The 21,688-nt window shown below is 72.2% G+C and carries 22 protein-coding genes; 4 read left to right on the top strand and 18 right to left on the bottom strand.

The features are described 5' to 3' along the window. Positions 1–21 precede the first annotated feature (21 nt). The 4 genes from WDV06_RS04185 to murJ are packed head-to-tail and all read right to left on the bottom strand — an operon-like array spanning position 22 to position 4,378. On the bottom strand, positions 22–525 hold the full coding sequence (locus WDV06_RS04185) for a hypothetical protein (RefSeq protein ID WP_395508228.1): 504 nt from the start codon (positions 523–525) through the stop codon (positions 22–24). Further along, complete coding sequence (locus tag WDV06_RS04180; protein ID WP_395508227.1) at positions 522–1,985, bottom strand: ATP-binding protein; 1,464 nt, start codon at positions 1,983–1,985, stop codon at positions 522–524. Before WDV06_RS04180 ends, WDV06_RS04185 begins: the two co-directional genes overlap by 4 nt. Positions 1,986–1,994: 9 nt before the next feature. Next, positions 1,995–2,675, bottom strand: a complete 681-nt coding sequence (locus tag WDV06_RS04175) for a response regulator (RefSeq protein WP_395508226.1) — start codon at positions 2,673–2,675, stop codon at positions 1,995–1,997. A 41-nt stretch (positions 2,676–2,716) separates the two neighbouring features. Next, positions 2,717–4,378, bottom strand: a complete 1,662-nt coding sequence (gene murJ / locus WDV06_RS04170) for a murein biosynthesis integral membrane protein MurJ (protein ID WP_395508225.1) — start codon at positions 4,376–4,378, stop codon at positions 2,717–2,719. A gap of 331 nt (positions 4,379–4,709) precedes the next feature. Between murJ and WDV06_RS04165 the strand changes: the two genes are divergently transcribed. Both WDV06_RS04165 and WDV06_RS04160 read left to right on the top strand, forming a co-directional pair. Continuing rightward, positions 4,710–5,936 carry a L,D-transpeptidase gene (locus WDV06_RS04165; protein ID WP_395508224.1) on the top strand — a complete coding sequence of 409 codons (1,227 nt, stop codon included), beginning with the start codon at positions 4,710–4,712 and terminating at the stop codon, positions 5,934–5,936. Between the two features lie 144 nt (positions 5,937–6,080). Beyond that, a complete protein-coding gene (locus tag WDV06_RS04160) occupies positions 6,081–7,670 on the top strand; it encodes an alpha/beta fold hydrolase (RefSeq protein ID WP_395508223.1) in 1,590 nt (529 codons plus the stop codon). A gap of 34 nt (positions 7,671–7,704) precedes the next feature. Here the strand turns inward: WDV06_RS04160 and WDV06_RS04155 are convergent, their stop codons facing one another. The 12 genes from WDV06_RS04155 to WDV06_RS04100 all read right to left on the bottom strand — a co-directional run bounded on the left by WDV06_RS04155 (position 7,705) and on the right by WDV06_RS04100 (position 17,646). Further along, the gene (locus WDV06_RS04155; RefSeq protein ID WP_395508222.1) at positions 7,705–8,583 is read right to left on the bottom strand and encodes an amino acid ABC transporter permease; all 879 of its coding nucleotides are present in this window, start codon (positions 8,581–8,583) and stop codon (positions 7,705–7,707) included. Further along, a complete protein-coding gene (locus WDV06_RS04150; RefSeq protein ID WP_395508221.1) occupies positions 8,580–9,224 on the bottom strand; it encodes an amino acid ABC transporter permease in 645 nt (214 codons plus the stop codon). Before WDV06_RS04150 ends, WDV06_RS04155 begins: the two co-directional genes overlap by 4 nt. Positions 9,225–9,241: 17 nt before the next feature. Continuing rightward, the gene (locus tag WDV06_RS04145) at positions 9,242–10,150 is read right to left on the bottom strand and encodes a glutamate ABC transporter substrate-binding protein (protein ID WP_395508220.1); all 909 of its coding nucleotides are present in this window, start codon (positions 10,148–10,150) and stop codon (positions 9,242–9,244) included. Between the two features lie 11 nt (positions 10,151–10,161). Further along, complete coding sequence (locus tag WDV06_RS04140; RefSeq protein WP_395508219.1) at positions 10,162–10,905, bottom strand: amino acid ABC transporter ATP-binding protein; 744 nt, start codon at positions 10,903–10,905, stop codon at positions 10,162–10,164. A 125-nt stretch (positions 10,906–11,030) separates the two neighbouring features. Continuing rightward, on the bottom strand, positions 11,031–11,474 hold the full coding sequence (locus WDV06_RS04135; RefSeq protein WP_395508218.1) for a DUF6278 family protein: 444 nt from the start codon (positions 11,472–11,474) through the stop codon (positions 11,031–11,033). A gap of 63 nt (positions 11,475–11,537) precedes the next feature. After that, entirely contained in the window at positions 11,538–12,317 is a 780-nt protein-coding gene (locus tag WDV06_RS04130; RefSeq protein WP_395508217.1) for an exodeoxyribonuclease III, read from the bottom strand. A gap of 30 nt (positions 12,318–12,347) precedes the next feature. Further along, on the bottom strand, positions 12,348–12,980 hold the full coding sequence (locus WDV06_RS04125) for an MBL fold metallo-hydrolase (RefSeq protein ID WP_395508216.1): 633 nt from the start codon (positions 12,978–12,980) through the stop codon (positions 12,348–12,350). A gap of 23 nt (positions 12,981–13,003) precedes the next feature. Next, entirely contained in the window at positions 13,004–13,594 is a 591-nt protein-coding gene (locus WDV06_RS04120; protein WP_395508215.1) for a hypothetical protein, read from the bottom strand. Next, the gene (locus WDV06_RS04115) at positions 13,591–14,751 is read right to left on the bottom strand and encodes an ROK family glucokinase (RefSeq protein WP_395508214.1); all 1,161 of its coding nucleotides are present in this window, start codon (positions 14,749–14,751) and stop codon (positions 13,591–13,593) included. The genes WDV06_RS04120 and WDV06_RS04115 overlap by 4 nt, the downstream gene beginning before the upstream one ends. Continuing rightward, a complete protein-coding gene (locus WDV06_RS04110) occupies positions 14,748–15,605 on the bottom strand; it encodes an ATP-binding cassette domain-containing protein (protein WP_395508213.1) in 858 nt (285 codons plus the stop codon). The genes WDV06_RS04115 and WDV06_RS04110 overlap by 4 nt, the downstream gene beginning before the upstream one ends. Continuing rightward, entirely contained in the window at positions 15,602–16,639 is a 1,038-nt protein-coding gene (locus WDV06_RS04105) for an ABC transporter permease (RefSeq protein ID WP_395508212.1), read from the bottom strand. The genes WDV06_RS04110 and WDV06_RS04105 overlap by 4 nt, the downstream gene beginning before the upstream one ends. After that, positions 16,636–17,646 carry a sugar ABC transporter substrate-binding protein gene (locus WDV06_RS04100; RefSeq protein WP_395508211.1) on the bottom strand — a complete coding sequence of 337 codons (1,011 nt, stop codon included), beginning with the start codon at positions 17,644–17,646 and terminating at the stop codon, positions 16,636–16,638. Before WDV06_RS04100 ends, WDV06_RS04105 begins: the two co-directional genes overlap by 4 nt. A gap of 143 nt (positions 17,647–17,789) precedes the next feature. Here WDV06_RS04100 and WDV06_RS04095 point away from each other — a divergent pair, with 143 nt between their 5' ends. After that, entirely contained in the window at positions 17,790–18,794 is a 1,005-nt protein-coding gene (locus WDV06_RS04095; RefSeq protein WP_395508210.1) for a Gfo/Idh/MocA family protein, read from the top strand. A 163-nt stretch (positions 18,795–18,957) separates the two neighbouring features. On the opposite strand, the gene WDV06_RS04090 is transcribed toward WDV06_RS04095, so the two are convergent. Continuing rightward, the gene (locus WDV06_RS04090; RefSeq protein ID WP_395508209.1) at positions 18,958–19,575 is read right to left on the bottom strand and encodes a dihydrofolate reductase family protein; all 618 of its coding nucleotides are present in this window, start codon (positions 19,573–19,575) and stop codon (positions 18,958–18,960) included. A 164-nt stretch (positions 19,576–19,739) separates the two neighbouring features. Here WDV06_RS04090 and WDV06_RS04085 point away from each other — a divergent pair, with 164 nt between their 5' ends. Then, positions 19,740–20,474, top strand: coding sequence for an SDR family oxidoreductase (locus WDV06_RS04085; protein WP_395508208.1), 735 nt, complete (start codon positions 19,740–19,742; stop codon positions 20,472–20,474). A 99-nt stretch (positions 20,475–20,573) separates the two neighbouring features. On the opposite strand, the gene alc is transcribed toward WDV06_RS04085, so the two are convergent. Then, positions 20,574–21,686, bottom strand: a complete 1,113-nt coding sequence (gene alc, locus WDV06_RS04080) for an allantoicase (protein WP_395508207.1) — start codon at positions 21,684–21,686, stop codon at positions 20,574–20,576. Between the last annotated feature and the right edge of the window lie 2 nt (positions 21,687–21,688).

Here is a 21,688-nt window from a genome sequence, read left to right as displayed (position 1 = left end):
CGCGCGGGCCCGCTCGACGGCTCAGTGCCCCGCGTCGCAGCGGGACGGGGGCAGGGCCGTGTCGGTGCCGCGGAGGACCACCTCGTAGAGCGGGTCCACCGTGGACAGGGCGCTGCACACCAGCTGGCGGTGGCCCAGCGGGTCGAGGCCGGCGACGGCGAAGGGCAGCCGTACCTCCAGCCGGTCGGTGACGACGACGGCCACCGCGCCCTCGGCCGCCTCCTCCCCCACCACCGGCACCCGGGTGCCCAGCCCCGCCTCCCGTTCCGCCGTGCCGGGACCGCGCAGCAGCCCGACGACGCTGCCCCGGGGCCCGGCCTGGGTGTACTCGGGCTGCGGCGCGGGGGCCAGGCGGCCGTCGGGGGTGACGAAGTAGGCCATGGAGCCCCCGGCCCGCGCGACGGCGACCCGCGCGGCGGCGCCGCTCTCCACGACCCCGGTGGGCTTGATGCCGCAGGCGGTGGCCGCGAGCAGGGGGGCCAGCAGGGCGGCGGCCGCGGCCGGGCGCCGCAGCGGCGGGGTCACGGGGCCGCCTCCAGCGGCATGTCGACGGTGAACACCGCTCCCCCGTGGGTGTCCGTCCCCTCCGGGGCGTTGGCGGCGGTGAGGGTGCCGCCGTGGAGGCGGACGTTCTCCAGGCTGATGGCGAGGCCGAGGCCGCTGCCGGCGGAGCGGGTGCGGGCGGCGTCGGCCTTGAAGAACCGGTCGAAGATGTGCGGCAGGACGTCGGCGGCGATGCCGGGTCCGCTGTCGGCGACCTCCACGACGAGGCGTTCGCCCTCCGGGCGGGATGCGGTGCGCAGGGCGATCCGCACGGGGGCGGCGCCGTGCCGCAGCGCGTTGCCGACGAGGTTGGCGAGGACCACGTCGAAGCGGCGCGGGTCGAGGCGGCCCCGTACCCCTTCCGGCAGGTCGGTGGTGACCCGGTCGTCGTCCCAGTGGCGGCGCTGGAGGGTCTTGCGCACGGTCTCGGCGACGTCCACGTCGTCCAGGTTGAGCCCCGCGGCGCGGGCGTCGAAGCGGGAGATCTCCATCAGGTCCTCGACGAGCACGGCCAGCTTCCCGGTCTCGGCGCTGATCAGCCGCAGGGCCTTGGCGGTGTCGGGGTCGAGGTGCTCGGCGTCCTCGTCGAGCACCTCGGTGACGGCGAGCATCCCCGCGAGCGGGGTGCGCAGTTCGTGGGAGACGTCCGCGGCGAACCGGCGGGCCCGGGCCTCGGCCTCCCGCAGTTCGGCCACGGACTCCTCCAGGGCTCCGGCGGTCTCGTTGAAGGTGCGGGCGAGGCCGGCCAGTTCGTCGGCGCCGCGGACCTCGATGCGGGTGTCCAGGCGGCCCCGTCCGAGGTGCTGGGCGGCGCGGCGCATGTCGCGCACGGGCCGCAGGACGCTGCGGGCGGCGAGCAGGGCGGGGACGATCGAGATGGCCAGGCCCGGGACGGCGCCCTGCTTGGCGGCCTGGACCATGGCGTCGACGGTCTGCTGCTCGGTGGAGAGCGGCATGACGGCGTAGAGGACGGCTCCGGTGGCCTCGCGGGCGCCGTTGTGGAGGAAGACGGCGGGCATGCCGATGGTCAGGTACGGCTCGCCGCGGCCGTCCGTCACCCGCTGGAAGGCTCCGTGGGGGTGGCTGGCGACCTGGGAGCGGAGGGTGTCGGTGAGGACGTCGGAGACGGGCGAGCCGAGGTCGGCGGAGGAGGCGCGCAGGGTGCCGTACTCGCCGAAGACCACCCAGGGGTGGGGCTTGCCGCGTCTGCCGAGGTCGTCGACGACGCGCTGGAGCTGGCGCTGGTCCATCGGGAGGGTCAGGGCGGTGGTCTCCAGCCGGTCGCGCAGGGTGCTGACGGCCGTGTCCTGGCTCTGGGTGAGGACGGCGCTGCGCGCCTGCCGGTAGGTGAGGGCGGCGGTGCTGACCGCGCAGATCGCGGCGACCAGCAGGAACGCGGCGATGAGGCGGGTGCGCAGGCCGAACGGCGCGCGGCTGGACACAGGGGTCTCCTAGAGCGGCCCGAAGCGGTAGCCGAAGCCCCGCACCGTCTGTATGTAGCGGGGGCCGTGGGCGGGGTCCTCGATCTTGTGGCGCAGCCGGCGGACGCAGGCGTCCACGAGCCGGGCGTCGGCGTGGTAGCTGTGCTCCCACACGCCCTCCAGCAGCTGCTGGCGGGAGAAGACCTGTTCGGGGGCGGCCGACAGGTGGAGCAGGAGTTTGATCTCGCTGGGGGCGAGGGCGAGCCGTTCGCCGTTCTTGGCGACGGTGAGTCCGGCGCGGTCCAGGGTGAGCCCGCCGTGGTGTTCGACCCCGAGGCGGTCTCCGGGGGCGGGGCGGCGGCGCAGGACGGCGCGGACCCGGGCCTCGATGATCGCGGTGCGGGCGGGTTTGACGATGTAGTCGTCGGCGCCGGCCTCCAGGCCGACGACGATGTCGAAGTCGTCGCCGCGGGCGGTGAGCATGATGACGGGGACCATGCTGCTCTCACGGATCCGGCGGCAGACCTGGACGCCGTTGATCCCGGGCAGCATCAGGTCGAGGAGGACGAGCTCGGGGTGGAAGGCGCCCATGAGGGCGAGGCCCTCCTCCCCGGTGCCGGCGGCCTTGACCTCGTGGCCCCTGCGGCGCAGGCCGAGCGCGACTCCTTCCCGGATGGAAGGGTCGTCCTCGATCAGCAGTACGCGTGGCATCCGGTCCAGTATCCCAGGGTGTTCTGCCGGCTTTCCTCCCTCTACCGGCCGGTCTTGCGGCGCAGGGAGTCCAGCAGGTCGGTGATCTCCGTCAGGCGCAGGGGCCTGGCGAGGAGTACGACGACCAGGGCGAGCGCCACGGTTCCCGCCCCGGCCGCCGCGAACGCCCCGAGGCCCTCGGCGGCGCGGGCGGCCCCGTGTCCGGCGGCGGCCGCGGGCAGGCAGGCGGCGAGCAGCCGCAGGTGGGTGCGGAGCGCGGTGCCGCGGCGCGGGCCGGTGCGCGGGCCGGTGCGCGGGCCGAGCCGGCGGGCGAGGGCGTACGCGGTGACGGCGGAGCCTCCGATGAAGGCGAGGGAGGTGGCTGCGGCCATGCCGGTGACCGCCCAGCGGGCCGGGAGCAGCAGGTAGGCGGCGTACGAGAGCCCGGCGTTGAGGGCGACGACGACCAGGTTGAGGAAGAAGGGGGTGCGGGTGTCGGACAGGGCGTAGAAGCCGCGCGCGAGGACGTACTGGGCGGAGTAGGCGACGAGGCCGGGGGCGAAGGCCACGAGCATGCCCGCCATGGCCGCGACACCCTCGGGGGTGACGGAGCCGTATCCGGCGACGCAGTCCATCACCCACGGGGCCAGCGCGGCGAAGAGCGCGGCGGCGGGCAGGACGAGGGCGGCGCTGGAGCGCAGGGCGTACGAGACGTCCTCGCGGACGGCGCCGAGGTCGCCCGCGGCCGCGGCCGTGCTCATCCGGGGCATGAGGGCGGTGACCAGGGAGACGGTGATGATGCCCTGCGGGACGGTCCACAGCTGGTAGGCGCTGCTGTAGGCGGCGTAGCCGAAGCCGGAGCCGCCCGGCCGGTCCTGGACGGTGGTGGAGAGGCTGGTCACGACCCAGTAGGCGAACTGGTTGGTGAGGACCAGCACGACCAGCCAGCCCGCGTTGCGCAGGGGGCGGGTGAGGCCGCTGCCGCGCCAGTCGAAGCGGGGCCGCCAGCGGAAGCGGGAGGCGCGCAGCGCGGGGACCAGGGCCAGGGCCTGGACGGCTATGCCGGCGGTGGTGCCGAGGCCCAGCAGCCGGGTCTCGGCGGCGGTGAGGCCGTCGCGGCCGCCGCCGGAGGCGTGGAGGAAGGCGGCGAAGACGGCGATGACCACGAGGTTGTTGAGGACCGGGGTCCACATCATCGCCCCGAACCGGCCGCGGGCGTTGAGGACTTGGCCGAGGAGGGTGAACAGCCCGTAGAAGAGGATCTGCGGCAGGCAGAACCGGGCCAGTGCCACGACGGTGTTCCGCTCCGCGTCCGTGTACGTGGAGGGGGTGTAGGCGTCGATGACCAGGGGTGCGGCGAGGACGGCGGCGGCGGTGAGCACGAGGAGCGCCACGGTGCAGGCGGTCAGCAGCCGGTCGGTGTACGCGCTCCCGCCGTCCCGGTGCTCCTTGGCGGCGCGCACCAGCTCGGGGACGAAGACGGCGTTGAGCGCGCCGCCCAGCAGGAGCATGTAGATGATGTTCGGCACGGTGTTGGCCACGGCGTAGCCGTCTCCGAGGAAGGCGGTGCCCAGCGCGGCGAGGACCACGGCGGAGCGTACGAAGCCGGTGGCGCGGGAGACGACGGAACCGGCCGCCATGAGGGCGCCGCTGCGCAGCACCGAGCTCTTCGCCGGGGCCGGGGGGTGCACGGTCGCGGCCGGGCTGGTGTCGGTGGCTGGCACGGGCGGGCTCCGGGGGTGGGAGGTCGGGGGTCGAAGGGGGAGGGTACCCGGCGCGCGGCGGCGGGCCTGCTCCGGGAATTCACATCCGGAAGGGGTCGTTCGACTCTTTCCGGGGGGCGAAGGTCCTTTATCCGGCGCCGACACGCTTTTCGGACACGGCCCGTGAGAACCGGTCACCGGGTGCCGCCGGAGCGGAATGTGACCGTTCGGCAACCGTTTCGCTGCGGCCCATGTCACAACGGCCCGGAGGAGGTTTTCCGGGGAATGCGCAACCTAAAGTCGTCCCGTTCACTCCTTCCTTGTGGACGATCATTACTCCGGAGGGGTTTCCTTGAGCCGCACACGCCGTACCGCACTCCCGCGACGCCGGGCCCGCCACGCCGCCCTCGCCGGTGCCGCGTTGCTGACCGCCGCGCTGACCGCCTGCTCGGGCGGCTCGGGCGGTGGCGCGGACGGCGGCGGCAAGGCCGCGGACGCGAAGAACAAGGCACCCATGGCCGTGTCGGTGAACCTGACGGACGGCCAGGTCAAGTCGGGTGAGCCGGTCAAGGTGACCATCGCCGACGGCAAGCTGGCGCAGGTGAAGGTGACGGACGGCAAGGGCGGGGAGCTGGCCGGGCAGATCGCCGCCGACGGCAAGAGCTGGACCTCGGGCCGCAACGCCGCGCCGAACGCGGACTACAAGGTCGAGGCGCAGAACACCGACAGCCAGAGCGCGGGCACGCAGTTCAAGACCTCGGCCGCCGACAAGGTGAACAAGGTCTCCATCAACGTCCCGAAGGGCAGCACGGTCGGGGTCGCGATGCCGGTCTCGCTGGTCTTCGACAATCCGGTGAAGAACAAGGCCGAGGTCGAAAAGCAGCTGAAGGTGACCACCTCGAACAACACCGAGGGTTCCTGGGGCTGGGTCAAGGACTATTCCGGCAACGACCGCGTGGACTGGCGACCCAAGGACTACTGGAAGCCCGGCACCGACGTGAAGGTGGAAATGAACCTGAACGGCGTGGACTCCGGCGCCGGCGGCGGACTCTTCGCGCGTGATTACACCACCGAGTTCAAGATAGGCAAGGACCACCGGATGGAGGTCAGCCTCGACACCAAGAAGATGTCCATCACCGAGGACGGCCAGGTCGTCAAGACGGTTCCCGTCTCGGCGGGCACTCCGGGCGGCGAGAAGGCCTCCTGGTCCGGGAAGATGGTGCTGATGGCGAAGGAGGGCACCATCTTCATGGACTCCCAGACGGTGGGCCTCGGCGACTCCTACGCCAAGATGGTCGACTATTCGATGCGGCTGACCTGGTCGGGCATGTACGTGCACGCCGCCCCGTGGAACGACGACAAGTTCGGCAAGACCAACGCCAGTTCCGGCTGCGTGGGGATGAGCAACGCCAACGCCAAGGCCGTCTACGACCAGGCGCAGCCGGGCGACCCCCTGGAGGTGGTCGGCAGCGGCTCGAAGGGCAAGGCGGACGTCGGCAACGGCTACGGCGAGTGGAACCTGTCCTGGGACCAGTGGAAGGCCAAGAGCGCGCTGACCGGAGCCACCCAGGCGGGCTGACGGCTCCGGCCGCCCTGGAGGCGGGCGGTCATGACGCTCCACCAATTGTTACCGCTACGTAACTTACTAGCGGGTTACCTTGGGTAAGCCGCTCCCGTTACCGTCGGGTCACTTTCGGACACCGGCGCACGCGAGGAGCGTTCGATGAGAGCCCGCCCCCACACCGCAGCGGCCGCGGCCGCCCTGATCGCGGCCACCGCCCTGGGCCTGGCCCCCCACCAGGCCCGGGCGGCCACGGCCGCAGCCCCGCAGACCTCGTCGCAGGCGCCGTCGGACGTCCGCTTCTTCGACATCCCCGGCTCCGGCGGCATCACCCTGAAGGGCAACGTCTTCACCCCGGCAGGCGCCGAACCCGGCCGCAAGTACCCGCTGATCGTGCTCCCCACCAGTTGGGGCATGCCGCAGGTCGAATACCTCGCCCAGGCCAGACAGCTCGCGGACTCCGGCTACACCGTGGTCGGTTACACCTCGCGCGGCTTCTGGCTCTCCGGCGGGCAGATCGAGACGGCCGGCCCGGCGGACATCGCCGACGTCTCCGCCGTCATCGACTGGGCCCTCGCCACCACCCCCGCCGACCCGGACCACGTGGGCCTGGGAGGGGTCTCCTACGGCGCGGGCATCAGCCTGCTGGCCTCCGCGCACGACCCCCGCGTCAAGGCCGTGGTCGCGCTGAGCGGCTGGGCCGATCTGATCGACTCCATCTACTCCGGCCGCACCCAGCACCTCCAGGCCGCCGGGGTGCTCGGCGCCGCCGGCTACCTCACCGGCCGGCCCGGACCCGAACTCCAGCAGATCCTCGGCGACTTCCTGGGGTCGAAGCTGGAGAACGAGCCGGCGATGATCGAGTGGGGCAGGAAGCGCTCCGCCGCCGAGCAGATCGACCGGATCAACGCCAACGGCGCCGCGATCATGCTCGGCAACGCCTGGGGCGACACGGTCTTCCCGCCCAACCAGTACGCCGGGTTCTTCGAGAAGCTGACCGGCCCCAAGCGCCTGGAGTTCCGCCCCGGCGACCACGCCACCGCCGAGGCCACCGGCCTGCTCGGACTGCCCAACGACACCTGGACCGACGCCCACCGCTGGTTCGACCGCTACCTCAAGGGCGAACGCAACGGCGTGGACACGGAGGCCCCGGTCCGGATCAAGTCCCGCAGCACCGGCGGCTACGAGGGCTACGCCGACTGGAAGTCCGTCGGCTCCGGCGGCGAGGAGAGGCTCCCGCTCACCGGCACCGAGCACCTCTGGGCCAACGTGGACTCCGGCGCCGACGGCGGGGTGGTCTTCCTCTCCAGCGTCCTCGACCAGTTCGCCAAGGCGCCCCCGGTCGCCTCCGTCCCGCTGCTCCCCCGCGCCTTCGCCGCCGTCTGGCAGTCCCCCCGCTACGAGCGGGAGCGCCGCGTCCGCGGCACCGTCCGCCTGCACACCACCGTCACGCCCACCAAGGGGGACGGAACCTTCGTCGCCTACCTCTACGACGTCGGCCCGCTCGGCCTCGGCAAGCTCGTCAGCAACGCCCCGTACACCTTCCACGACAAGGCCCCCGGGCAGTCCTTCGGCGTGGACCTGGACCTCTTCTCCACCGCCTACGACGTGCCCGCGGGCCACCGGCTCGCCCTCGTCATCGACACGGTCGACCCGCTCTACATCGAGCACAACCCCACCGGCGCGCAGCTGACCTTCTCCTCGCCGCGCACCGACCCCTCGTACGTCTCGGTGCCGCTGCGCGAGCAGTGATCCGCGGCCGCGGCCGGGAGGGAGGGCTCCGCGCCTACCTCCCCGGCAGCACCGTGCCCGGTTCGGCGGGGGCGACCTCGACCGCCACGGTCTTGGGGCTGCGGCGCTCCCGCCGGGCCACCCAGGTGGCGAACCAGGACAGCAGCATGCACATCCCGATGTAGACCGGGGCGATGACCAGCACCACGGGGATGAACGGGAGGTCGTAGTCCAGGTTGGATGCGATCAGCTTGCCCGCGTGCAGGAACTCCTCATAGGTGATCAGAAAGCCCAGCGAGGTGTCCTTCAGCGCCACCACCAGCTGGCTGATGATCGTGGGCAGCATCGCCCGCACCGCCTGCGGGGCGAGGACGAAGGTCATCACCTGCGTCTTGCGCATGCCGAGCGCGTACGCCGCTTCGCGCTGGCCCCGTTCCACCGCGTTGATGCCCGTACGGAAGACCTCGGCCAGCACCGAGCCGTTGTACAGGGTCAGCCCGGCCACCAGCGCCGGCAGCGGCTGCGCCTTCAGCGCGACGAAGATGAAGAAGATCATCACCAGCACCGGCATGGCCCGGAAGAACTCCACGCACAGCGTCGCCAGCCAGCGCACGGGCCGGTGCGCCGAGAGCCGGCCGGTGGCCAGCACCGCGCCGAGCACCAGCGAGAGCACCGAGGCGTACACGAAGGCCTTGAGGGTGTTGCCCAGGCCCTTGAGGAGCAGCTCCTGGATGCCCTCGTAGACGAAGGGGCGCCATTTGGCGGCCGTGAACTGGTAGGTGTCGAAGAGCAGGTAGAGGATCCAGGCGAGCAGGCCGAGGATCACCACCGTCGAGACGATCCCGTAGAGGAAGTGACGGCGCAGGGCGTTCGGGCCGGGCACGTCGTAGAGGGCGGTGGACTCCTGGTCCCCGTGCAGCGCGTGCGCGGTCATCGGGCGACTCCGTAGCGCTTCTCCAGCACGTTGAAGAGCGCGCTGATGGACAGGGTGATGATCAGGTAGCCCACGGCGATCCAGACGAAGGTCCAGATGATGTTGTAGCCCATCTCGTTGAGGGGCTTGTAGGTGCCCAGCAGCTCGGTGACGCTGAAGGCGCCGGCGATGGCCGAGTTCTTGGCGAGGGCGATCAGCGTCGACCCGATGGGCGGGATGACGGAGCGGAAGGCCTGCGGGAGCACGACCATGCCCAGGGTCTGGCCGAAGGTCATCCCGAGGCTGCGAGCCGCCTCCCCCTGCCCCTTGGGCACGGTGTTGATGCCCGAGCGCAGGGCCTCGCAGATGAAGGCCGAGGTGTAGCAGCCGAGGGTGAGGACGGCGAAGAGCTGGAACGGCAGGACCAGTCCGAACCGCGGCAGGCCCAGCAGCACGGCGAAGAAGAGCAGCGTCAGCGGGGTGTTGCGCAGCACGTTCACCCAGACCGTGCCGAAGACCCGGAAGGAGCCGACGGGCGCGACGCGGAAGGAGGCCATCAGGAAGCCGAGGACCAGGGCGAGCAGCGAGGCGTAGACGGTCAGCTCGACGGTGCCGAGGAAGCCCTGCCAGTAGAGCGCGAAGTTGTCGGTGAGTACGTGCATGGTGGTGCGCTCTCCCCTCAGCCCGCGGGGTAGCGGTCGATGGCGGGTGGTTGCGGAGCGGGCCGGCCGGAGAGGCCGAGCGTGGCCTCGTAGGCCTTCTTCCAGTCGCCGTCCTTCTCGTGCGCGGCCAGGGCGTCGTCGAGGGCGAAGCGCAGGGCGTTGTCGGAGCGGGGGACGCCGATGCCGTAGGGCTCCTCGGAGAAGGGTCTGCCGACGACCTTGAGCTCCTTGGGGACCTTGGCGGCGTAGCCGAGCAGGATGGAGTCGTCGGTGGAGACGGCGTCGACCTGGTAGGTCAGCAGGTTGTCCACGCAGACCGAGTAGGTGTCGTAGGCGACGAGCACCGCCCGGGGGTACTCCCTCTGGAGGCGCTGGTACGGGGTGGAGCCGGCGGCCGAGCAGACGCGCTTGCCGGCCAGGTCCTCGGGGCCCTTGATGTCCTTCTCGTTCCGGCGGACCAGCAGGGACTGGCCGGCCTTGAAGTAGGGCCCGGCGAAGCCGACCTGCTTCTTGCGCTTGTCGTTGATGGTGTAGGTGCCCACGTAGTAGTCGATCTGGCCGTTCTGGAGGGCCGTTTCGCGGTTGGCGGAGGCGATCGTCTTGAACTCGATCGTCTTGGGGTCGAAGCCGAGCGAGGCGGACAGCATCCTGGCGAGCTCGATGTCGAAGCCGGAGTAGCGGCCGGTGGCGGGGTCCTTCTCCCCCATGTAGGGCTGGTCCTCCTTGACGCCGACCACGAGGTGGCCCCGTCGCTTCGCCCTCTCCCAGGTGGGCGAGGCGGGCAGGGTGAAGCCGCTGTCCACGTGGTAGACGGGCAGGTCCTCGGGCTGCGGCCCCTTCACCGGCGGGCTGCCGCTCCTCCCGCAGCCGGCGGCGGCCGCGAGGAGGGCGAGGGCCAGGGCGAGGGCGCGCAGGGTGTGCTTCATCGTGCGGCCCCTCAGTGCTTGAGGATCTTGGAGAGGAAGTCCCGGGCCCGCTCGCTCTCGGGGGCGGTGAAGAACTCCTCCGGGGTGCGGTCCTCGATGATCCTGCCGTCGGCCATGAACACCACGCGGTTCGCGGCGGAGCGGGCGAAGCCCATCTCGTGGGTGACGACGACCATGGTCATGCCCTCGGCGGCGAGCTGCTGCATGACCTCCAGCACTTCGTTGATCATCTCGGGGTCGAGGGCGGAGGTGGGCTCGTCGAAGAGGAGGGCCTTGGGGTTCATCGCCAGGGCGCGGGCGATGGCCACGCGCTGCTGCTGTCCGCCGGAGAGCTGGGCGGGGAACTTCACGGCCTGGCTCGCGAGACCGACCCGCTCCAGGAGCTCCCGGGAGCGCTTGTCGGCCTCCTCTCTCCCCCGCTTCCTGACCTTGACCTGGGCCAGGGAGACGTTGGCGAGGACGGTCTTGTGCGCGAAGAGGTTGAAGGACTGGAAGACCATGCCGACCTCGGCGCGCAGCCTGGCCAGTTCCTTGCCCTCGGCGGGGAGCGGCCGGCCGTCGAGGAGGATCTCGCCGGACCCGATGGTCTCCAGGCGGTTGATGGTCCGGCAGAGGGTGGACTTCCCGGAGCCGGAGGGACCGATGACCACCACCACCTCCCCGCGGCCGACGGTGAGGTTGATGTCCTGGAGGACGTGCAGATTCCCGTAGTGCTTGTTGACGTCCCGCAGCTCGATCAACGGTTCCACGGCCATGCGCTGCCCTGCCCACTTGTCGGTGTGTCGAGGTCAGCGCAAACTATCCAGCCGGCGCGGGGCCTTCAGCACGACACGCCCGAAAGGTGCATAAAGTACATAGGCCCTTTAATGCGGCGGGATGGTCAGCCCTCGGAGGCCTCGGCGTAGGCCTGGCTGAGCTCCGGAGAACCGGTCACCGCCCAGGACACCCCCGACTCCACCACGTTGAACTCCCGCCCCGAGGCCAGCCGGATCACCGGCTGCCCGTTGGGCCACACCTGCCAGCGGGCGCCCGGCACGGTCCGGACGACCACGGTCCCGAGGTAGAAGCCCGCGTCGTTGCCCAGCCAGGGCACCGCCTCGGGGTCGCGCCGCCAGCGCGGCATCAGCTGGTCCAGCGCCTCCAACGAGGCCGGGGTCTGGTCGAGTTCCAGGCCCGCGGCCCTCGCCTGGGCACGCAGCAGCTCGCACTCCGCGAACAGCTCGCCGATGCCCTCGGGATCGTCCGCGAGGGCGGCGGCGAGTCCCACGGCGCGCCGCTCCGTGTCGTCCCGGTACAGCCAGTTGGCCAGGAAGGAAATGCGCATACCGACCAGCCTCGCACCAGGATCCCCGGCTGGCCACAGGGCGCGCCCCGGTCCCGGAGGCTTCTACAGATCGAGGTCGACCACGACCGGCGCGTGGTCGGAGGCGCCCTTGCCCTTGCGCTCCTCGCGGTCGACGTAGGCGTCCTTGACCGCCTTGGCGAAGGGCTCGTTGCCGTACACCAGGTCGATGCGCATGCCCCGGTTCTTGGGGAAGCAGAGCTGGCGGTAGTCCCAGTACGTGTACGGGCGGTCGTACTTCAGGGGGCGGGGCACCACGTCGGAGAGGCCGGCGCCGCGCAGCGCCTCCAGGGCGGCCCGCTCGGCGGGGGTGACGTGGGTGAGGCCCTCGAAGACGGCCGGGTCGTAGACGTCCTCGTCGGTGGGGGCCACGTTGTAGTCGCCGAGCACCGCGAAGGGGCGCGGGCCGGCCGCGTCCTCGGCGACGGCGGCGGTCAGGGCGCGGAACCAGTCCAGCTTGTAGCCGTAGTGGTCGTGCGCGACCTCGCGGCCGTTGGGCACGTACACCGACCACAGGCGCACTCCGCCGCAGGTCGCGGAGATGGCCCGGGGCTCCTGGACGCCCTCGTAGTCCGGGCCGCCGGGCAGCCCGACGACGACGTCCTCCAGCCCGACCCGGGACAGCAGGGCGACACCGTTCCACCGGCCGGTGGCGTTGACGGCCGACTCGTAGCCCAGCTCGCGCAGCGCGTCGGCCGGGAACTGCTCCGCCGTGCACTTGGTCTCCTGGACGCACAGCACGTCGGTGCCGGACGACTCCAGCCAGGCGAGCAGGCGGGGCAGCCGGGCGGTGATCGAGTTGACGTTGAACGTGGCGATACGCATGTCCACCAACCTACCGCCCGGCACCGACAGTCAGAGGGCGGCGCTCTCTCCCGCCCCGAGGCGGCCGTGCGGGGCCCCGCCGAGGTTGGCCAGGACCGTGTCGTAGATCGGCCGGGCGATGTCGGCGAGGTAGGCGTCGTGGATGTCGATCGCCCGGCGCGGCTTGACCTCGCGGACGTAGTCGACCACTTCGGCGATCTTGTTCCAGGGGGCGTGCACCGGCAGCATCAGGGTGTCGACGGGGGCGTCCGGGACGGTCAGCGCGTCCCCGGGGTGGAAGAGGGAGCCCTCGACGAGGTAGCCGACGTTGGTGACGCGCGGGATGTCCGGGTGGATCTCGGCGTGCAGTTCGCCGTGGACCTGGACCTCGAAGCCGGCGGCCGTGAAGGTGTCCCCGTGGCCCACCGTGTGCACCCGGCCCGGGTAGGCGGCGGACATCCGCTCGGCGACACTGCGCAGGGTCCACAGGGCCGCCGCCGGGTTCGCGTCGAGGGCGGCGCGCAGCCGGCCCTCGTCGAAGTGGTCGGGGTGCTCGTGGGTGACCAGCAGGGCGTCCGCCCCGAGCCCGGCGTCCGGTTCGCTGAAGGCGCCCGGGTCGATGACGAGCGTGTGCCCGTCCTTCTCCACCTGGACGCAGGAGTGCAGCCGCTTGGTGAGCTTCATGATCCCACCCTACGCCGTGCCCGTTACGGGACGGTGGTGGAGACCACGTAAACGCGGGGGGCCCGGGGGTTGGTGGAGTCGACGGTGACGTCCCGGGTCGGGCGCGGGTCCTGGGCCTCCAGGGTGACCCCGGACCACTGGTGCTTCGGGCTCCAGCTCCAGCCCGCGACCTGCGCGTCGCGCTCGGAGACCGAGACCCCGGGGGTGAGGGCCCCGCGGCTGGTGCCCACGTCGGCCAGGAAGGTGTCCAACTGCTCCGGGGTGACCTGGAACTGGACGTACAGCCGGCTGGTGTGCCAGTTGTTGGTCTCCAGGTAGCCGACGTGGGAGGCCATCAGCGGGATCGGCACCTCGTAGATGCTGCGCTGCACCTTGGACGGCCAGTCCGGCCGGACCTTGACGGCGCCCACCCGGGCGGCCTTGTCGCGGCCGCTCTCACGGCTCTGCCGGGCGGAGATGGCCAGGTAGCCGGCCGGGACGCCGATGAGCAGCAGGATGATCAGCGCGGTGACCCAGCGCCGGCGCACGGTGCTGCGCCGTTCCTCGGCGGTGGGCGGCCGGCCGCCGCCCGCCTCGGGGGAGGAGGCCTGACGGGGCAAGGAGGGCGGTGTCACGGCTGTTCCTGCTCCTCGGGACCGGCGGCGCCGCGCCGGCCGAACTGCGCGTAGCGCTCGTGCCGCTCGACGCGCCGGCGGGTGGCGCGCCGGAACCGGCGGGCGACGAGCCGGGCGAGGTCGGCGGCGCCGACCATGCCCGCCTCGGGACCCAGCTGGGCCTTGGCGATGCGGGCCTCGGGGCGGTAGCCGCGGCCGGTGAGGTGGCGCCGGAAGGCGTCCCGGGCGGGGCCGATGAGCAGGTCGTCGGCGGCGCTGACGCCTCCGCCGATGACGAAGCACGAGGGGTCGAGGGCGGCGGCGAGGTTGGCGATGCCGACGCCGAGCCACTGGCCGATGTCCTGGAGGAGCTCGACGCACATGGCGTCGCCCTCGCGGGCGAGCTCGGTGATCAGCGGCCCGGTGATCTCGTGGACGTTGCCGCCGACCCTGGCGATGATGTTGTAGGCGACCGGGGAGTCGGCGGCGGCCAGCTCGCGGGCCTCGCGGACCAGGGCGTTGCCGGAGCTGTACTGCTCCCAGCAGCCGCGGTTGCCGCAGGGGCAGCGGTGCCCGCCGGGGACGACCTGCATGTGGCCGAACTCGCCGGCCACCCCGTAGCGGCCCCGCTTGACCTGGCCGCCCTCCAGGATGGCGCCGCCGATGCCGGTGCCCAGGGTGATCATGACCAGGTGGTCCTCGCCCCGGCCGGCGCCGAAGCGCCACTCCGCCCAGGCGGCGGTGTTGGCGTCGTTGTCCACCATGACGGGGACCGCGAGGCGGGACTGGAGGGCGTCGCGCAGGGGCTCGTCCCGCCAGGCGAGGTGGGGGGCGAACAGGACGCGGGAGCGGTCGGCGTCCACCCAGCCGGCCGCGCCGATGCCCACCGCGTGCACGTCGTGCCGGTCGGAGAGGTCCAGGACCAGCTCGACGATGGTGTCCTCGACGACCTTGGGGCTCTTGGACTTGTCGGGCGTCTCCGTGCGGACCTTCTCCAGGATGACCCCGTCGGCGTCGACGACGCCGGCCATCACCTTGGTGCCGCCGATGTCGATGCCGACCGTGGGGACGCGGGGGGCGGTCAGGTGCGACCGGCGCTCACGGGTCCCGATGGTCCGCAGGACGGTGCCTCGCGCCGACCCGCGGTGGGTGAGCGAGAAGTCCCGGTAGGTGGTCATCGAGTCGTGTCGTCCCTGTCGGAGGAGGTGGCGGCGGTCGCGGGGGCGGAGCCGGAGGGGGTGTCCGCTCCCGATTCTGCCACCCGCTCCAGTTCGTGGCTCAGCTCCTCCAGCTCGGAGCCCCCGGCCATCTGCCGGGTGAGCTCGTCGAGGGTGATCGAGTCCCGGGTGTGGCTGCCCGCCATGGCGCCGCGCTTGAGGAGGACGAAGCGGTCCCCGACCAGGTGGGCGTGGTGCGGGTTGTGGGTGATGAGGACCACGCCGAGGCCCGCGTCCCGGGCGGCGGCGACGTACTTGAGGACCACACCGGACTGCTTGACGCCGAGCGCGGCGGTGGGCTCGTCCAGGACGAGGACCTTCGCGCCGAAGTGGACGGCGCGGGCGATGGCCACGCACTGGCGCTCGCCGCCGGAGAGGGTGCCGATCGGCTGGTCGACGTCGCGCAGGTCGATCCCCATGCGCAGCAGTTCGGAGCGGGTGGTCTCGCGCATCAGCGCCGCGTCGAGCCGGCGGAAGGGGCCGCGGCCCCGGGTGGGCTCGGAGCCGAGGAAGAAGTTGCGCCAGACGGGCATCAGCGGGACCACGGCGAGGTCCTGGTAGACGGTGGCGATGCCGCGGTCGAGGGCGGCGCGCGGGTTCTCCAGGACGGTCTCCTCGCCGTCGATCTCGAAGGTGCCCGCGTCGTGCCGGTGCAGACCCGCGATGATCTTGATGAGGGTGGACTTGCCGGCGCCGTTGTCGCCGAGGACGCAGGTGATCTCGCCGGCCGAGACCTCCAGGGAGACGTCCCGCAGGGCGCGGATGTTGCCGTAGTACTTGCTGACCCCGGTCAGCTTCACCAGTGGCGTGCTCATGCCCGTGCCTCCGCCCGCTTGCGGACCCATGCGTTGAGCAGCGTGGCGAGCAGCAGCATGGCGCCGAGGAAGAACTTGAACCAGTCCGGGTTCCACTGGGCGTAGACGATGCCGTTGCTGGCCATGCCGAAGATGAGGGCGCCGACGGCCGCGCCGATCGCGGAGCCGTAGCCGCCGGTCATCAGACAGCCGCCGATGACGGCCGCGATGATGTAGATCAACTCGTTGCCGACGCCTTCCCCGGACTGGACGACGTCGAAGGAGAAGAGGATGTGCTGCCCGGAGATCCAGGCGCACAGCGCCACGCCCATGTAGAGGCCGATGCGGGTCTTGACGACCGGGACGCCGGTGGCGCGGGCCGCGTCGGCGCCGCCGCCCACGGCGAAGATCCAGTTGCCGGCGCGGGTGCGCAGCAGGATCCAGGTGGCGACGGCGACCAGGGCCAGCCACCACAGGATGGTGACCTTGAGGGTGACCGATCCGACGTTCCACTGGGAGGCGAAGAGCGCCCGGGCCGAGGGGAAGCCCTCCATGTCGGCGATGGACTTGGTGGAGACGGTGCCGCTGATCAGCTTGGTGAAGCCGAGGTTCAGGCCGGTCAGCATCAGGAAGGTGCCGAGGGTGATGATGAAGCTGGGCAGCCCCGTGCGGGTCAGCATGAACCCGTTGAAGAAGCCGATGGCCAGGGTGACCAGCAGGGACACCCCGACGCCGACCCACACGTTGGCGGTCATCTGGTAGCTGAACATCGAGCTGACCAGCGCCGAGGTGGTCACCATGACGCCGGCGGAGAGGTCGAACTCGCCGCCGATCATCAGCAGGGCCACCGGGACGGCCATGATCCCGATGGTCGAGGCCGAGTAGAGGACGGTGCTGAGGCTGGAGGCCCGCAGGAAGCTGTCCGCGGCGAAGGAGAAGAAGACGAAGACGGCGGCGGCGCCGACGACCGCGCCCAGTTCGGGGCGGCCCAGCAGCCGGCGCACCCGGGAGACCGGCGCGAGCCGTTCGTCGGCGGCCGGGGCGGCGGCGCTCATCGGCTGCCCCGCTTGATGAACGGCTCCAGCCCGGCCACCTGGTCGGCGGTGACGATCTGCGGTCCGGTCAGCACCGGGCGGCCGCCGCCGAGCACGTCCCCGTTGTAGCGGTAGAGCCACAGCAGGTCCACGGCCTCGTACCCCTGGAGGTAGGGCTGCTGGTCGACGGCGAAGCCCAGGGCCCCGGACTTCAGGTCGCGGGCGACGGACTCGTTGAGGTCGAAGGTGTCCACCTCCGCCTTGCTGCCCGCCGCCTCCTTCGCCTTGACGGCCGTGGGGGCGAAGGGGGCGCCCAGGGTCAGGATGCCGTCGATGCCGGGGTCGGCCTGGAGCTTGGCCTGGATGGCGGCCTGGACGGAGGGCATGTTGGTGCCCTCGACGTAGAGGTTCTCCATGGTGCCGCCGAAGGTCTTCTTCGCCCCTGCGCAGCGCTGCTCGTGGCCGACGTTGCCCTGCTCGTGCAGGACGCAGACCGCCTTCTTCAGGCCCCGCCTGGTCATCTCGGTGCCGACGGCCTCGCCGGCGATCCCCTCGTCCTGGCCGATGTGGGCCAGCGCCCCGTACGCGGCCGACTGGGCGGAGCCGGAGTTGACCGTGATCACGGGGATGCCCGCTTTCACGGCCTTGGCGACGACGTCCTTGAGGGCCTCGGGCTTGGCGAGGCTGACGATGATCCCGTCGACCTTCTGGTCGATGGCGTTCTGCACGAACTGGGCCTGCTGCTGCGCCTGGTCGTCGTGCGAGTAGACGAAGTTGATGTTGTCCTTCGCCGAGGCCTCCTTGGCGCCCTTCTGCACGATGTCCCAGAAGGTGTCGCCGTCGCCCGCGTGCGTGACCATCGCGAAGGTCCAGCGCGGAGTGGACACGGCGGGCCGGCCCGCCTCCGCGGCCTTCGCCCGTTCCTCGGCGCGCTTGCCGCCCGTGCTGCTGCAGCCCGCGAGGGAGGCCCCCAGTACCGCCGCGAGCACGGCGCCGACGACGCGCACCCCTGTCCGAACCCTAGCCACGTCCCCGTGCCCTTCCCTCGTCCGTCATGAATCGGTCATTTCCGGTTTCAGCCGCCCAGTATCCGCCACAGTGGACCATGAAGGGTCATCGGGGCGGGCGGGCGCGGATTGACAGGTCCCCCGTACGGGGTCACGTTGAGTGCATGCGCATCGGGCTCATCGGAACGGGCCGGATCGGGTCCTTCCACGCGGCCGCCCTGGCCCGCCACCCGGATGCCGGCTCGCTGCTGCTGGCCGACGCCGAGCCGGGGCGGGCCGCGCGGCTCGCGGACCGGCTCGGAGCCACCGCCGCGCCCTCCGTCGACCAGGTCTTCACCTGGGGCGTGGACGCCCTGGTGGTGGCCTGCGCGACCGAGGGGCACGCCGACCTCGTGGTCCGGGCGGTGCGCGGCGGTCTGCCGGTGTTCTGCGAGAAGCCGCTGGCCCCGGACCTGGCGCGGACCCTGGCGGTGCTGCGCGAGGCGGCCGCCGTCGGCGGGCTGCTCCAGGTGGGCTTCATGCGCCGCTTCGACGCCGGGTACCGCACCGCGCGGGAGCTGGTCCGGTCGGGTGCCCTGGGGCGGCTGCACACGGTCCGCACGATGACCGCCGACCAGGCCCCGCCGCCCGCCGCCTACCTGGCCGCCTCCGGGGGCCTGTACCGGGACTGCCTGGTGCACGACTTCGACATGGCGCGCTGGGTGACCGGGCGGGAGGTCACCGAGGTGTACGCGACGGGCTCGGACGCCGGGCCGGCCGCCTTCCGCGAGAGCGGCGACATCGACACGGCGGCGGCCGTCCTCACCCTGGACGACGGGACCCTGGTCACCAGCACCGGCACGCGCTGCAACGGCGCCGGGTACGACGTGCGGATGGAGCTCGCCGGAGAGCTGGACCAGGTCTCCTGCGGGCTCGACGACCGTACGCCGATCGCCTCGACGGAGCCGCACGGACCGCCCCCGGCGAGCAAGCCCTGGACCGGCTTCCTGGAGCGGTTCGGCCCCGCCTACGAGGCCGAGCTGGCGGCGTTCGTCCGGCTGGTGCGCGGCGAGGGGGACAACCCCTGCGACGGGCGGGAGGCGCTGGCCGCGTTCCGGGTCGCGGAGGCCTGCGAGCTCTCCCGCCGCGAGCGGCGCCCGGTACGGCTGGAGGAACTCCCGGACCTGTAGGGCGCGTCCTCCGGACCGGCGCGGGGCCGGCCTGATCCGAAGGACGCGGCCTGTGGCGGGCGGGACGGGCATGCGGGCCACAGTAGGCCCGGTGATCAAATCCGGAAGAGGCGATTGTCGGCCAATCGGCCCGCCGGTACGGCCGTGCGGTGCTCCGCCCGCCTCAGGCCTCGAAGTCGCGGAAGACGGCCCGGCCCGTGGGACGGTAGGTGTGGATGGCGGTCCCGCTCCCGGTGGTGCGCGAGGCGGTCAGCTCGCAGGCCGTGGGCAGGCCGCCGGTCGGGAACAGGCGCCGGCCCGCGCCGAGGAAGAGCGGGAAGACGAGCAGGTTGAGCTCCTCGACCAGGTCCCGGGCCAGCAGCCACTGCGCGAGCCGTCCGCTGCCGTGCACCTGGAGCTCGCCCTCGGTGGCGTCCTTGACCCGGACGACCTCCGCCTGGAGCTGTTCCCCGTCCAGGACGGCGGCCGGGCCCCAGGCGGGCTCCTTGAGGGTGGTGGAGGCGACGTACTTCGTCAGCCGGTTCAGCCGGTGCGCGATCGGGTTGGCGGGGTCGTCGTGGTGCGGCCAGTACGCGGCGAAGATCTCGTACGTCCGCCGGCCGAGCAGGAAGGCGCCGGCGCGGCCGAAGACCTCCTCCATGAACTCCTGCATGCCCGCGTCGGCGTAGGGGGTGAGCCAGCCCCCGTAGGCGAACCCGCCGCTGTCGTCCTCCTCGCGCCCGCCCGGGGCCTGCATCACCCCGTCGAGGGTGAGGAAGGTGGTGAGGGTCAGCTTGCCCATGGGTCGGCGCTCCTTGTGTCGTGTCCTGTCCCCGTTCAGACTCCCGCGCGCCCCGGAACTCGTCGGTGCGGCGCGCGTGAACGCGAGGTCGGATTCCCGCCAGCGCACCGGACCCCGCCCGGATTTGATTGAACCCGCAACCAATCAGTTCGGGAGGGAACGGCATGAACGGCAACGCGGTGGCTCTGGTGACGGGCGGCAGCCGGGGGATCGGGGCGGCCACGGCACTGCGGCTGGCGGAGGACGGCTTCGACGTGGCGCTCACCCACGTGAGCGGCGCCCGGGCCGCGGCCGAGGTGGTCGGCAGGATCGAGGCGCTCGGCCGGCGGGGCCTGGCGGTACGGGCCGACGCGGGCGCCCCCGAGGGCCCGCGGGAGGCCGTGGAGGAGACCGTACGCGCATTCGGGCGGCTCGACGTGCTGGTCAACAACGCCGGCGTGGGCGTGCTCGGCCCGATCGACGCGCTCGGCGCGGCCGACGTGGACCGGGTCCTCGGCGTCAACGTCCGGGGCGCCTTCCTGGCGGCGCAGGCGGCCGCCGGGCACATGGGCCCGGGCGGACGGATCGTCACCATCGGCAGCTGCATGGTGCAGCGGGTCCCCGGCCCGGGCGGCACCCTGTACGCGACGAGCAAGGCGGCCATGACGGGACTGACGAAGGCCCTCGCCCGGGAGCTCGGCGGCCGCGGCATCACCGCGAACCTGGTGCACCCGGGGCCCACGGACACCGACATGAACCCGGCCGACGGCCCGTACGCGGACCCCCAGCGGGCGCTGACGGCGCTCGGCCGCTACGGCACCCCGCAGGAGGTGGCCGCGATGGTCTCCTTCCTCGCCGGGCCTGACGCCGCGTACGTCACCGGGGCGGAGTTCTCGGTGGACGGCGGCCACGCGGCGTAGCCGGACGCCGATGGGGCGCACCGCCTGCACGGTGCGCCCCATCGGCGTCTTCCCGGCCCGGGGGTGTCGGCCCCCGGGGCGGGTCGAAGCGGGCCCGGATCAGCCGCCCAGCTCCTGGTGACGGGCGGCGTGCGCGGCGGCGCCGGCCTCCGTCAGCGAACCGAACAGGCGCAGGCGGGAGAAGCCGCCGTCCGGGAAGATGTCGATCCGTACGTGGGTGCCGACCGCCGGGGCGTCGAGCACGAAGCGGTGGTTGGTGTCGGGCTGCAGGCGGGTGCGCGGCAGGAACTCCGTCCACTCGCCGTCCTCGCCCGTCTTGATCGACAGCGAGGCCCAGCCGGCGGAGTTGCCCTTGAGGTACGCGGTGTCGATCTCGACGGCGCGGATCTCGGACTCGGCGACGAGCCGGTAGCGGATCCAGTCGTTGCCGTTGTCACGGCGGCGGGCGGTCTCCCAGCCGTCGTCCATCTTGCGGGAGCGTCCCGGGTTGATGGTGTTGGTCGGCGGGGAGTAGAAGCGGTTGGAGGCGTCCTCGACGGAGCCGCCGTTCTCCAGGGCAACGACGTCGAAGGTGCCCAGCACGGAGAGCCACTTCGGGTCGGGGCGGACCTCTCCGTACACGCGCAGGCGGGCGACGCCGCCGTCCGGGTGCTGGTTGAGGCGCAGGTGCGTGAAGCGCTGCTCGACGTCGACCGCGAAGCCGTTGGCGGCGTGGCCGCCGACGGGGGTGCGCTCGACGAGGGTCGTCCACTTGACGTCGCCGGAGAGCAGCTCCTCCGCGGTCGGGGAGCCCTCGACCGAGGCGGCCTGGACGGACACGGCCTGCGGCATGTTGCCGCGGAAGTGGGCGGTGTCGACAACGATGCCGCGGATGACGCCGGGGGCGCCGAGGCGGATCAGGGCGTAGTCGTGGTCCTCGGCGGTCGGCCAGGGCTGCTCGGCGGAGACGCCGCGGCGGCGGCGGGTCTCCCAGCCGTCCATGACCTTGCCCTTGTGGCCGAAGTGCTCGGGGTCGAAGTGCGCGGCCTCGGCGATCAGCAGGTTCTCGCGCTCGGCGAAGAACTCGTCGTTGGCGGCGATCACACCGGCGCCCAGCTCGCGGGCGGCGAGGTTGGCGTACTGGGTGAACTCGAACTCCGCGGTGCGGTAGTCCGCGTACGGGTCGCCGCCCCCGTACGGGTTCGCGTTACCGGTGAAGGAAGGAATCGCCACTG

The organism is Streptomyces racemochromogenes (genome assembly GCF_044129415.1).
GTDB classification, from domain to species: domain Bacteria; phylum Actinomycetota; class Actinomycetes; order Streptomycetales; family Streptomycetaceae; genus Streptomyces; species Streptomyces racemochromogenes_A.
This window is presented reverse-complemented; position numbering and strand designations above follow the sequence as displayed.

Coding starts and splice junctions, on each gene's coding strand:
- WDV06_RS04125 (WP_395508216.1), bottom strand. CDS start 12,980: ATGAAGCTCACCAAGCGGCTGCACTCCTGCGTCCAGGTGGAGAAGGAC.
- WDV06_RS04145 (WP_395508220.1), bottom strand. CDS start 10,150: ATGAAGCACACCCTGCGCGCCCTCGCCCTGGCCCTCGCCCTCCTCGCG.
- WDV06_RS04160 (WP_395508223.1), top strand. CDS start 6,081: ATGAGAGCCCGCCCCCACACCGCAGCGGCCGCGGCCGCCCTGATCGCG.
- WDV06_RS04090 (WP_395508209.1), bottom strand. CDS start 19,575: ATGGGCAAGCTGACCCTCACCACCTTCCTCACCCTCGACGGGGTGATG.
- WDV06_RS04135 (WP_395508218.1), bottom strand. CDS start 11,474: ATGCGCATTTCCTTCCTGGCCAACTGGCTGTACCGGGACGACACGGAG.
- WDV06_RS04130 (WP_395508217.1), bottom strand. CDS start 12,317: ATGCGTATCGCCACGTTCAACGTCAACTCGATCACCGCCCGGCTGCCC.
- WDV06_RS04155 (WP_395508222.1), bottom strand. CDS start 8,583: ATGACCGCGCACGCGCTGCACGGGGACCAGGAGTCCACCGCCCTCTAC.
- WDV06_RS04115 (WP_395508214.1), bottom strand. CDS start 14,751: ATGACCACCTACCGGGACTTCTCGCTCACCCACCGCGGGTCGGCGCGA.
- WDV06_RS04110 (WP_395508213.1), bottom strand. CDS start 15,605: ATGAGCACGCCACTGGTGAAGCTGACCGGGGTCAGCAAGTACTACGGC.
- WDV06_RS04095 (WP_395508210.1), top strand. CDS start 17,790: ATGCGCATCGGGCTCATCGGAACGGGCCGGATCGGGTCCTTCCACGCG.
- WDV06_RS04085 (WP_395508208.1), top strand. CDS start 19,740: ATGAACGGCAACGCGGTGGCTCTGGTGACGGGCGGCAGCCGGGGGATC.
- WDV06_RS04175 (WP_395508226.1), bottom strand. CDS start 2,675: ATGCCACGCGTACTGCTGATCGAGGACGACCCTTCCATCCGGGAAGGA.
- WDV06_RS04150 (WP_395508221.1), bottom strand. CDS start 9,224: ATGCACGTACTCACCGACAACTTCGCGCTCTACTGGCAGGGCTTCCTC.
- WDV06_RS04140 (WP_395508219.1), bottom strand. CDS start 10,905: ATGGCCGTGGAACCGTTGATCGAGCTGCGGGACGTCAACAAGCACTAC.
- WDV06_RS04105 (WP_395508212.1), bottom strand. CDS start 16,639: ATGAGCGCCGCCGCCCCGGCCGCCGACGAACGGCTCGCGCCGGTCTCC.